9 protein-coding genes are annotated in these 8,147 nt (G+C 49.1%); 5 read left to right on the top strand and 4 right to left on the bottom strand.

What is annotated here, in order from left to right; all coding sequences use genetic code 11:
• Nucleotides 1-300 precede the first annotated feature (300 nt).
• From queD to queC, 3 genes are read right to left on the bottom strand one after another with little or no spacing between them, the layout of a single operon-like run.
• On the bottom strand, nucleotides 301-663 hold the full coding sequence (gene queD, locus SGI97_06675; GenBank protein MDZ4723571.1) for a 6-carboxytetrahydropterin synthase QueD: 363 nt from the start codon (nucleotides 661-663) through the stop codon (nucleotides 301-303).
• Nucleotides 664-691: 28 nt separating this feature from the next.
• Nucleotides 692-1,441 (bottom strand): 7-carboxy-7-deazaguanine synthase QueE, encoded by a 750-nt coding sequence (locus SGI97_06670; GenBank protein ID MDZ4723570.1) that lies wholly within the window; start codon nucleotides 1,439-1,441, stop codon nucleotides 692-694.
• A gap of 3 nt (nucleotides 1,442-1,444) precedes the next feature.
• On the bottom strand, nucleotides 1,445-2,155 hold the full coding sequence (gene queC / locus SGI97_06665; protein ID MDZ4723569.1) for a 7-cyano-7-deazaguanine synthase QueC: 711 nt from the start codon (nucleotides 2,153-2,155) through the stop codon (nucleotides 1,445-1,447).
• Nucleotides 2,156-2,304: 149 nt separating this feature from the next.
• Here queC and queF point away from each other — a divergent pair, with 149 nt between their 5' ends.
• Both queF and SGI97_06655 read left to right on the top strand, forming a co-directional pair.
• Complete coding sequence (gene queF, locus SGI97_06660) at nucleotides 2,305-2,712, top strand: preQ(1) synthase (protein MDZ4723568.1); 408 nt, start codon at nucleotides 2,305-2,307, stop codon at nucleotides 2,710-2,712.
• Between the two features lies 1 nt (nucleotide 2,713).
• The gene (locus tag SGI97_06655; GenBank protein ID MDZ4723567.1) at nucleotides 2,714-3,088 is read left to right on the top strand and encodes a cupin domain-containing protein; all 375 of its coding nucleotides are present in this window, start codon (nucleotides 2,714-2,716) and stop codon (nucleotides 3,086-3,088) included.
• A gap of 49 nt (nucleotides 3,089-3,137) precedes the next feature.
• Here the strand turns inward: SGI97_06655 and SGI97_06650 are convergent, their stop codons facing one another.
• Nucleotides 3,138-4,430 carry a sodium:solute symporter family protein gene (locus SGI97_06650; GenBank protein MDZ4723566.1) on the bottom strand — a complete coding sequence of 431 codons (1,293 nt, stop codon included), beginning with the start codon at nucleotides 4,428-4,430 and terminating at the stop codon, nucleotides 3,138-3,140.
• A 275-nt stretch (nucleotides 4,431-4,705) separates the two neighbouring features.
• Between SGI97_06650 and SGI97_06645 the strand changes: the two genes are divergently transcribed.
• The 3 genes from SGI97_06645 to SGI97_06635 all read left to right on the top strand — a co-directional run bounded on the left by SGI97_06645 (nucleotide 4,706) and on the right by SGI97_06635 (nucleotide 8,040).
• Nucleotides 4,706-6,364 (top strand): SpoIIE family protein phosphatase, encoded by a 1,659-nt coding sequence (locus SGI97_06645; GenBank protein MDZ4723565.1) that lies wholly within the window; start codon nucleotides 4,706-4,708, stop codon nucleotides 6,362-6,364.
• Between the two features lie 182 nt (nucleotides 6,365-6,546).
• Nucleotides 6,547-7,143, top strand: coding sequence for a hypothetical protein (locus SGI97_06640; GenBank protein ID MDZ4723564.1), 597 nt, complete (start codon nucleotides 6,547-6,549; stop codon nucleotides 7,141-7,143).
• Between the two features lie 3 nt (nucleotides 7,144-7,146).
• Nucleotides 7,147-8,040: a thermonuclease family protein gene (locus SGI97_06635; protein MDZ4723563.1), complete on the top strand. Its 894-nt coding sequence runs from the start codon at nucleotides 7,147-7,149 to the stop codon at nucleotides 8,038-8,040.
• Nucleotides 8,041-8,147: the final 107 nt, after the last annotated feature.

Genomic DNA, 8,147 nt, shown 5'->3' with positions numbered 1-8,147 from the left:
GGGTCGGTCGGGCGCGAAATTAAAGAGGGCAACCACGGGGGGTTGCCCCTACGAGAAAAACCACTTCTAATTCTGACTATTCCGTAGGGGCAGATCCCTGTGTCTCCCCTTTCAATTTTTGTGTCGGGCGAGGGCGCCCGACACCACAACGGATACAGACCAAATAGAAGAACACACCGTCCCGACGAATGTCGGGAGTGTGGTACAGGAATAAAGCAAGCATTGCCAGCGTATCGTCGTGATGTACCCAGCAAAACGGGACTCACCGCAACCATAGTATCGGGCAGACAAGTCAACCGCTCATTCTCCGCTGTATTCGCAACTGCTCGACTGGGTCTCTTCTATGATAATTTTACTTAAAATAGCCAGATTGGGTTTTATCCTCTCCCAAAGCCAGCGGGCAATAAATTCGGTCGAGGTGATAGACAATCCATCGACGTTGTTCAAATGTGTGTGGTCGAGCCGGCTCACAATCGGATCCACTATCCGTTTGATGTCGGCATAATCAATGAGGAACCCGGTTGTTTCGTCGACTTTACCATGCACCTGAATCAAAACTCGGTAGCTATGACCATGCAGATTATAACAGGGATGGGACGGCGGCAAATGGTCAAGTCTATGCGAGGCTTCGAACCTGAATTCTTTTGTGAGGGTAACTTTCATTGTTCTCCGAGTTATTTAGAGATGTGCTTCAGCGTTTGCGTTCATCCCCCCAGGCGAGAATATGCAATCGCGGGGAGAAACGCCAGCCCAGTCGATGACATTCTTCGATTACCCATGGCATTGCCGTTATTTGTTTCTCTCGCGTCCACCCTTCGGCCATGAGCATTATCGTCTCTGAAGGAATGAGCGGAAGATAGTCCAGTTCAATCTCAGCGATATCTTGCGGCGAGCCGACCACAAATTTGAAATCAACTTTTTGTGTTGCCATCAAGGCTTCGATTGCCGATGGAACACGATTTATCTGCGTCGGGAGACCATTATTTGTGAGTTTGGGAGAGCAGTTCCACCACGACACAAGTGAGGCCATTTCTTTTGACGGGGCGAACATCCCATTTGTTTCTACCTCAAAAAATGTGAACCCTTTCGCCTTAAGTTCATCCATGAGTGAAGGAAGTCTATCCTGATGAAGCATTGGTTCTCCGCCGGTCAGCACGATATGGACTTGTGACGGATTCAAGGCAGTTTTGCTGATGAGTTCGTTCGCTCTATTGGCAATTTGAGGGGCCGACATAAGCTCGGCTTGCTCGATTTTTCCTTCGGCCCAGGTAAATCGCGTATCACACCACGCGCATCCAAGATTACAGTAGTTAAACCGCAGAAATATCGCCGGATATCCTGCAAACCGGCCCTCGCCTTGAATTGACAAGAATGCTTCATTGAGCGGCAATGAATCGGCAAAGACGTCGGGCCACTGGGCTATTTTTGGAGAATATGCCATCGCTTATGCCCGAACCTTGGAGATATATTGTGTCGGGTCATCTACGCCCGCGTCTATAAATCCCCGGCGACGTAAAATACAGGAATCGCACTCACCGCAGGCATGTCCCGACGTGTCCGGGTCATAACAGGAGGAGGTAAGACGATAATCAACTTTCAGTCGAATGCCTTCGCGGATTATGTCCGCTTTCGACATGTTGACGAGCGGAGCCTTTATGACAAAGGAATTTTCTTCAATTCCTTTGCGAGTCCCAAGATTGGCAAGGCGTTCAAAGGCTGCAAGAAATTCAGGCCGGCAATCTGGGTAGCCCGAAAAATCAATCGCATTTGCTCCAATGAAAATAGTGTCGGCGTACAGCGCTTCGGCCCATCCAAGCGCGAGAGAGAGAAAAATCGTGTTCCGCGCCGGGACGTAAGTAATCGGTATCTCGCCCGAAGTCGGTTCCGAGAGTGCGTTTTTTGGGACATCTATTGTATCAGTAAGCGCAGAGCCTCCGATAGCGCGAAGGTCCAAATCGAGAATGAGATGGTTTGTGATGCCGAGGCTCGATGCCACGGCCTTGGCGGCGGTCAGTTCAAAACGATGACGCTGGCCATAGTCGATGGTTAATGCGCAGAGGGAATATCCTTCGCGTTTGGCAAGCGCTCCTGTTGTAGCGGAATCAATTCCTCCGCTTAGGAGAAGCACGCCTCGTTTTTGTGGATTGTTTGTCATCTATTATCTTACCTGCGTGGGAATATATACCAATACAGGAGAAAAGGCAAAAGGATGAGGAGGGGGAAGTTTTAAAAGAAACTACTGCACCAACTTGCCGCTTCTCGAACCGGTTGCCAATTGACATTCCCTTATGTACATTGCCCGCCATGAAAGAGTCATCATACGAAGGTCTCCAATCGGATATCCGTACATGGAAAACGCCGGCAATTGAGACATTCGACAATGTCTATTTGGATAGAGTCTTCGAAATCACTATGAGTATTCCAGAGTTCACCTGCATCTGTCCCAAAACCGGTCTTCCTGATTTTGCTCAACTGGAGCTGACTTACACACCGAAAGCCAATTGCCTTGAACTGAAGAGTTTCAAAGAATACCTGTTGGCCTATCGGGAGAAGGGGATATTCCACGAAAATGTAGTCAATCGGATGCTCGATGATATCGTCGCTGCTGTGAAGCCGGAACGAGCGCGGCTTCAAGGGGTGTTTAATTCACGAGGCGGGATACAAACAACAGTTGTGCGTGAGTTTAATACAGCCAAAGGAGAGAAAAGCTGAGATGCCATTTTTCGATAAGGAACAGATCGACCAGGCCGCATACGAGGACCTCTATGGAGGTATCGGCGAAATTTCATACAAAGATTTTTTTGTCGGCAAAAGCAATCTTCCGATTCGATTTCAAATCTGGACAATCCCTCCCGGAGGCTCCGAAGGAGAGCACAGCCACGAAGGCGCGGAAAATCTTGAAGAGATTTATTATGTCATTGAAGGCACAGCCGAGGTCCAATTGCCCGGCGGCAACAAACTAATTAGCGCCGGCGAAGCAATGCTGACCGGGCCAAATGAACCGCATGGCATTATCAATGCCGGCACTGATACGCTAAAGCTCGTTGTTATCTACGGTAAAGCAACCGGACCGCATGTCCCGGTCTGAACTATTTCTATTTTCTCTGCAACTGATTTAGAATAAGAAGAACAGTTCGTTAGAAGAACGGCTGCCATTTGGTTTTGTCCGGCGCTTTGCCTGCCAGACTCACAACAACAAGACACAGAAGCGAGGCCGCAAGGGCGGGATAGATTGTAGGGGTTTCGCTCGCCTGTCCCAAGGTTTCCCATAGAACAGTGACAATCATTCCGGCGGCTATCGAAGAAACACCGCCAGCCGCAGTTGCTCGCTTCCAAAAGAATGCCGCCAAAACTGCCGGGGTTATTCCGACACCGTACATTGTATAGGCATAGAGCGCCATTTCAAGCACTGACCCGAAAAATCTGACTTGGGCAAAAGCGATTATGCCCAAAATCACGACGGTGATTCGGGAGTAGAGCACCATATTTTTCTGAGAAACTTCGGGATCAATAAAGCGCTGGTAAATATCCCGCATGAAGTTTGTCGACGGCGCAAGCAGGAAAGAATCGGCAGTGGAAACAATGACTGCCACGATCGCTGCCAGAGCGATACAGCCCACAATCAAAGGCAAACCTTCTTTGACCGAGTGGAGAATTACCATGTCCGGTTTGATATCTGGATAGAGCGAACTGCCCACAACCGCAAGAATTACTATTATTGTTTCGATGAAGATCGTGCCGATTATCCAACCGATCACCGAGCGTTTTGCTGTCTTCTCATCTTTGGCAGAGAAGAACCGCTGGTACATGCATGATTCGCCCAATAGAAGGAGCATCGTGGGCAGGGCGAAGGCCAGGGCATCGGTTATCGAGAGCGTGCCAAGAATCTGAAAATTGGTCTCAGGCAGTGATTGGACGATTGTCTCCCACCCGCCTGCGCGAGAAATTAGAAAAGGAAGCGCGAGCACCAGACCAACTGTCATCATAATGCCGTTGACAACATCGGTATAGACAACTGAGACCATCCCCGCCAAAGCGGTGTAGCCAATGACAAAAATTGCAGTGATGAGAATGCCGTTGCTCTCTGAAATGCCGGTAACCAGATTCAACACCATGCCACCGGCGCGGAACTGGTATGACACAATAGCCGTGTAGGCTACGATAATTACGACTGCGCCAAGAAGGCGGGCGTACTTATTGTAGCGGACCTCAAGAATATCCGGCACAGTAAACTGCCCGAACCTCCTAGCCCGGCCCGCCACCAAATAGAGTACAATAAGAGCCAGCCAAACTCCGGCATCGAACCACAGTGCTGGGAATCCATTTTCATAGGCGAGCCCGGCGGCCGCGATTATGGATCCTGAACCGATCCATGTCGCGAGCAGTGTTCCCACAAGCACGGGCGCGGATAGTTTTCGACCGGCCAGCATGAAATCTTCCTGAGTTTTGATCTTTTTACTTCGATAACTCCCCACAAAGACCAGCAGTATCAAATAGACAAGGATTACCCAAAAATAGACCATTCCCTAAAGTGAAGGGCTTTTGGTGTTGTGTCAACAAAAGGATATGCCGTGATTAATCGCACAGGTTTGGGTATCAATCCAACCGATTGTCTCGCAATTCCCTTGATAATTTCATGTCTCATCTGCATATTCTAAGCCTATGAACAGCGCAATACCCGAACTCATTCTAAATAGGCGATAAGATGTCTGACTCTCCGCTTAAGCTCATCGGAACCGATGGCAGTCGCTACTATGCCTGGGATCTGAAACCGGGCAAGTTGCTTGTGGGACGAAAACCCGAAGCCGATATTTGTATTCCCGATAAGACTGTGTCCCGCAACCATGCCGAGCTGGATATATCAGGCAATGGCGGTGGATGTTCTGTACTGGACTTGGAAAGTCACAATGGCACAGCTGTCAACGGTACTCGGATTTCAAGCCGGGTCATGTTAAAAGCTGGTGACACCCTCTCGTTTGGACAGACAGAGTTTCGCCTGTCGTCCGGTGAGGACTCTACACGCATGGGGTCATCGACAACGCCCAAGCTTTCCAACACTGATTTGGATAAATCGGTTGTACTTTCGCTAAACGAAGTTCTTAAACCGTTGCCGACAAAAGTCACTGATTTGCCGGAGTTGTTTCCGACTCTCTCCGAGATGGCCCGTATGCTGGTTCTTCCTGAACCGAAAGAAGTCATGCTCCAGCGCTCGCTTGCACTGGTAGCCAAAGTAATCCCCGCCGAACGGCTTGCCGTTCTGTTCACTCAGGAAGATGGCACAAACATTTATGTCGCCGCTTCACTTTTGCCAAGCGGCAAGGACCCGGGAACATTTACGCTTTCGCGGACTATTATCAATGAGATTCTAACAAATAAAAGCGCGGTACTCATGGGAGATCCGACCGAAGACAACCGCTTTGCCGAACAAAAATCGATTGTCCAACTCGAGCTCAAATCCGCGATGGCCGTTCCCCTTTTCGACGAGGGTAAAGTGCTGGGTATTCTCTATGTCGATACTACAAATCCCATGCACCGCTACAGCAACGATTATCTTCGCCTGCTTGCGACTTTCGGCAATATTATCGCCTCGCGTTTGCTGAATTATAGTCTGCTCCAGGAACGCCAGGAAAAACAGGTGCTCGATGCCGAACTAAAACGCGCGGCATCGATTCAGCAAAAATTACTGGTGAAAGAAAGTCCGCTGATAGTGGGCTATCAGGTACACGCCTTTCAGGAGCCATGTCTAACTGTCGGCGGGGACCTCTATGATATGGCCTCTCTGCCGGACGGCCGACTGCTTTTTCTGGTCGGCGACGTCTCAGGGAAAGGAATGGGAGCCGCCCTGCTGATGTCAAATATTCTGGCCTCGTTCCGTATCCTCTACCAGGACCCGAAATTTGATCTCGTACGCGCGGTCAGTCAGGTCTCTTTACAGCTCTATGCCTATAGCGACCCGTCGGATTTTGCGACACTATTCATTGGCTTGATAAACCCGGCCACAAATCAAATTGATTTTATCAATGCCGGGCATAATTCTCCATTGATAATCAGGAAAAACGGCGCGCGGGAATATCTGGAGCCCTCGGGCACAATGATTGGCGCCTTTGATTTCAGCGCCTGGACAGAGCAGAATATTACCCTCTTGGAGGATGATCTTCTGTTTATTTACAGCGACGGCGTGACCGAAGCCCAGCATGGCGAACTGCAATTTGGTGAGGAACGCATGGAACAGCACCTTGATAATCTTCGCCACTTTGAATCAGAACAGATATCCGGAAGACTCATGAAAGAGATAGAATCTTTTGTTGGTGATTCGCCTCGCTCGGATGATATTACGATGCTCGTAATAAAAAGGGGAAAATAGATGATCGAGATAGGCAAACGCTTCGCGCATTTTACGGTCGTTAAGAACCTCGGCGAAGGTCGCCACCGGCGAAGTGCCTCTCTCACCAGACCAGAAGAAGATACTCGAACACTTCAATAAACTAAGCCCTGAAAAACGCAGGGCACTCGAAACATTACTCGGAATTGATAAGGAGGGCTAAAATGCTGCGAATAATCAACTTTGTCAGTAGCCTTATAGCGGGGATCGGCCTGCTTACCCTTGTTGTCTTACTACTGGTCTTGAGCATCGGACATATTCCACACGACTCCCCACTTCTTTGGTTGTCCATCTGCGGACTTCTGATAGTCCTTCCTCCACTATTTATGTGGAATGAATTACTGATGCCGCATCTGATTGCGTCGAAGTTCGACTTTCTATGCTCGAATGGTAGCGCGATCACCATCATGGTGGGGGTTGTGCTTTTGTTTTTCACCGGGGACAAAGCATTCAAGGTTCTCTGCGATCGGGGGGATATCTCCGCCTATTACAGTGAGCGTGAGGTATACGGCAGCGGCGGCGGTATTTATGAGTGGGACGAGGAGATGGTAACCATAGACGTCAAATACAGCTCCAGTTCCGGCCTGCTGAGTTTTCTGCTCAATTGGTACGGACTCGTCACCTGTGTCGTTGGGTTCATTTTGTTTATCCTGACTCTTACTATGAGCTACGCCGTGCTCGCCATTCACAAGAAAATAAGAGATGAACCATATGAGGACAATATCAGGAACACCGCCGAGATGAAGTCCAAGGATAATTAGAAGATGAAGTCTTTAACGATTCTCTTATGTATAGCCCTGAGCGTATCGGTTTCATCCCAAGATACCGTTCAGGTGAAATCCATCGCCGACGGTGACACTTTCACCACCACAACCGGAGAAAAGGTTCGTCTGCTTGGAATCGACGCGCCGGAGAATGATCCGAACTCTACTGCACATTTAACGAGGCTAATCGACGGCAAGGATATAACGCTCTGGTACGACAAAAACCGGACTGACAAATACGGCCGGACTCTCGCCTTCCTGCACCTGCCAAACGGAACCGATGTTTGTGAGCGGATGGTTGCTGACGGATACGCGCTGGTCTACCTGAAATATCCATGCTCACGAACCGACCAGTATTTGATAGCCGAAACCAGAGCCAGACAACAGGGACTCGGTATTTGGGCAGGTCACTTCAATTCGACACTCCTGCCTCAGGTCGCCCGACCTCTCATGGAAAAGGCTGTCTCAGAGTTCAAATCCCGTGTTCCGTCGCAAATCTGGCCCATTGGAGATAATCTTCAGGAACTCTACAATGGATACGTGCAATCTGATACGACACTTATTATCAACGCTTTACAAAAGTTGGATGAGAACCGAGGAAATCAGGGTGGCGACGAAAATAAACTGAGACTCGGCATCCTCAAAATCCTTACTGGGCAATACGCAGACGGGAAAAAACTGCTCGAACCAATAATTTTTGGACCGAAAGAATCAACGGAAGGAAATAATTTCGGTTTCGGTCTCTACTATGTGGGCGTGGCAAATGATGGCCTCGGCAATAAAAAAGACGCGATTGAAAACTTCAAACTGCTTCTCTCTTATTGGGGCAAAGCTGATATAGAGATAAAAGAGATTCGAGACGCGAGGGCGAGACTCGCAAAGTTGACGGGGTGATTCGGCACGCAGACTGGCATCATTTCTTCCATATCATATATTCTCAGCATACCCACTCCCAAGAGAAAGAAAAGATCACACCGCAAGCAGTGTGGTACAAGAATCAA

It is taken from the genome of Candidatus Zixiibacteriota bacterium (genome assembly GCA_034439475.1).
Lineage (GTDB): Bacteria > Zixibacteria > MSB-5A5 > GN15 > FEB-12 > JAWXAN01.
Note: the sequence above shows the minus strand (reverse complement) of the source record. Positions and strands in the feature narration are given on the sequence as shown.

Coding starts and splice junctions, on each gene's coding strand:
- queD (MDZ4723571.1), bottom strand. CDS start 663: ATGAAAGTTACCCTCACAAAAGAATTCAGGTTCGAAGCCTCGCATAGA.
- SGI97_06670 (MDZ4723570.1), bottom strand. CDS start 1,441: ATGGCATATTCTCCAAAAATAGCCCAGTGGCCCGACGTCTTTGCCGAT.
- queC (MDZ4723569.1), bottom strand. CDS start 2,155: ATGACAAACAATCCACAAAAACGAGGCGTGCTTCTCCTAAGCGGAGGA.
- queF (MDZ4723568.1), top strand. CDS start 2,305: ATGAAAGAGTCATCATACGAAGGTCTCCAATCGGATATCCGTACATGG.
- SGI97_06655 (MDZ4723567.1), top strand. CDS start 2,714: ATGCCATTTTTCGATAAGGAACAGATCGACCAGGCCGCATACGAGGAC.
- SGI97_06650 (MDZ4723566.1), bottom strand. CDS start 4,430: ATGCTGGCCGGTCGAAAACTATCCGCGCCCGTGCTTGTGGGAACACTG.
- SGI97_06645 (MDZ4723565.1), top strand. CDS start 4,706: ATGTCTGACTCTCCGCTTAAGCTCATCGGAACCGATGGCAGTCGCTAC.
- SGI97_06640 (MDZ4723564.1), top strand. CDS start 6,547: ATGCTGCGAATAATCAACTTTGTCAGTAGCCTTATAGCGGGGATCGGC.
- SGI97_06635 (MDZ4723563.1), top strand. CDS start 7,147: ATGAAGTCTTTAACGATTCTCTTATGTATAGCCCTGAGCGTATCGGTT.